This is a genomic window from Streptomyces pacificus (assembly GCF_011766325.1).
GTDB lineage: Bacteria > Actinomycetota > Actinomycetes > Streptomycetales > Streptomycetaceae > Streptomyces > Streptomyces pacificus.
On sequence record NZ_BLLG01000048.1, the window covers coordinates 1 to 2,726 of the forward strand.

A 2,726-nucleotide genomic window follows, 5' to 3' on the forward strand; every position below is an offset into this window, starting at 1 on the left:
GCGTCGGTCGCCAGCGCCTCACGCGGGGACATACCGAAGAACTCGGGATCGAACAGGTCGGCATCGTGCAGAAAACCACCGGAACGCGTATACGACGTACCGGCGTGATCGGGGTCCGGATGATACAACGCATCCAGGTCCCACCCCCGATTCGTCGGAAAGCCGCTGATCGCATCGGTACCGTCCAGCACCAGGTCCCACAACTCCTCGGGGCTCGCGACCCCACCCGGGTAACGGCAGGCCATGCCCACGATGACGATCGGATCGTCCGTCGTCTGCGCCGCCACAGGGAGCAGTTGGGCGGTGTCCGTTGGGGAATCGAACAGCTCGGAGTGCAGGTGGTCGGCCAGAGCGAGTGCGGTCGGATAGTCGAAGACGAGCGTCGCAGGCAGTTTCAGACCCGTCGCAGCCGTGAGCTGGTTGCGGAACTCGACTGCCGTGAGCGAGTCGAAGCCGAGGTCCTGGAAGGCCCGTGTGGAGTCGACCGCGTCGACATCCGCGTGCCCCAGTGCCCGCGCCGCCTGGGCACACACCAGGCCGACGAGTTCGGTACGGCGGGCTGTCGCGTCGAGCGTGGTGAGGCGCCCGGCGAGTGAGGACGCGGCCCCCGAGCCCGCGACGGCACGTCGTACCCGGGTGCGGACGAGTCCGCGCAGTAGCGGGGCGACCACAGCCTGGGTGCGCAGCACCGTAAGGTCGAGCCGTACGGGAAGCACGAGGGGTTCGCCGACGGTGAGCGCGGCGTCGAAGAGCTCCGTTCCCCCCTGGGCGGTGATCGGCGGCATACCCGCGCCCGCCATGCGGGCGACCTCGGCCTCCGACAGGCCCCCGGCCATGCCGCCTGCTTCGGACCACAAGCCCCACGCCAGGGAGACGGCGGGCAGGCCCTGCTCCCTGCGATGCACGGCAAGCGCGTCGAGGAACGCATTGCCCGCCGCGTAGTTCCCCTGCCCGGCCGTACCGAACACACCCGCAGCCGAAGAGAACACCACAAAGGCCGTCAGATCAAGGTCCCTGGTGAGTTCGTGCAGATACCAGGCAGCATCCACCTTCGGCCGCAGCACCCCCTCGAGGCGTCCCGGTGTCATCGAGGTGATCACGCCGTCGTCGAGAACGCCCGCCGCGTGCACGACACCCCTTACCCGGTGCCGGGTCAGAAGTTCCGCCAGCGCGTCCCGGTCGGCGACATCGCAGGCAGCCACGGTGACAGTGGCGCCCAGAGCCTCCAGTTCACCGGTATCGGCCTGACCGCGACGGCTGACCAGCAGCAGGTCACGCACACCGTGCCGTTGGACGAGATGCCGGGCGATCAGGCGACCGAGACCATCGGTGCCACCGGTGACAAGGACCTGTCCCTCCCAGGTGACATCGACCGACTGGGGGGTGGCGAGGCTCGGCTGGGCGCCGGCGCGGGTCAGGCGGGCAGCCAGTACCCCGCTGTCGCGGATCGAGAGCTGCGGCTCGTCCAGCGCGAGGGCCGATGCGATCAGCTCGGTGCCGGTCCCGTCGCCGGGCAGGTCGACCAGGCCGAAGCGGCCCGGATGCTCGGACTGCGCCGAACGCACCAGGCCCCACACGGCCGCACCCGCCAGATCCACACCTGTGGTGGCCCCTCGGGTGACGACCACGAGCCTCCCGGGCCGCTCGGTCGCGATCCACTCCTGCAGGGCGGCCAGGACACGCGCACCGGCGGAATGCGCCGCCGCCACCACGTCACCGTCTCCGGCTACCGGCAGCATGACGACGGCGGCCTCACCGGATTCCGGCGAAGTGGCGGTCGCGAAGCCGAGCCCGAACAGGTCCTCGCCGACGATCGCCACACTGCCGGCAGGAACCGCCGCCTCGGTGCCGACGGGCACCCACTCGACGCCGAAGATTGCGTCGCGGCCGACGCCCTGAGCGCCGAGCCGGTCGGCGGCGGCCGGACGGACGACAAGGGAACCGATCGAGGCGACCGGCGCCCCGGTGGTGTCGGCGAGCGCGAGCCCGCGGACGGTACCGGTCGCGTCGCGTGTCATACGCAGGCGCAGGCGTGCCGCCCCGGTGGCGTGCAGGTCGACACCTTCCCAGCTGAACGGCAACCCTGCCTCGGCCGACTCATCCAGCAGCGCCGCGTGCAGGGCGGCGTCGAGCAGCGCCGGGTGCAGTCCGTAGCCGCCCGGATCCACCGCGTCGGGCAGGGCGATCTCGGCGTATATCTCGTCACCCAGACGCCAGGCGGCCTGGAGCCCCTGGAACGTGGGCCCATATCCGAAGCCGGCCTCGGCGAAACGCTCGTACACGCCGTCGAGGGCGAAGGCTTCGGCTCCGGCCGGGGGCCACACGGTGGCGTCGAAGTCGATCTGCCGCTCACCGTTCGCGAGCGCCCCGGAGGCATGCCGGGTCCACGTGAGGTCGGTGTGGTTCTCCGGCCGCGCATGGATGGTGAAGGGACGGCGGCCCGTCTCGTCCTCGGCGGACACCCGCAGCCGGATCTGCACCGCGCCGCGCTCGGGAAGCTCCAGCGGTGCGGCGAGGGTCAGCTCTTCCACCGTGTCGCAGCCGGCCTCGTCGCCGGCCCGCAGCGCCAGCTCGACCAGCGCGGCACCGGGCACCAGAGTCCGATCCATGATCACGTGGTCGGCGAGCCAGGGATGGGTACGCAGGGAGATCCTGCTGGTGAAGACGACGCCTTCGCCGTCGGCGAGTTCGACGGCGGCGCCGAGCAGCGGGTGTCCGATGGAGTC

At 71.0% G+C, this 2,726-nt stretch carries 1 protein-coding gene; it reads right to left on the minus strand.

The features are described 5' to 3' along the window. Nucleotides 1-2,726 (minus strand): type I polyketide synthase (locus SCWH03_RS28155; RefSeq protein WP_173267742.1); only part of this gene is annotated, 2,726 nt, incomplete at both ends.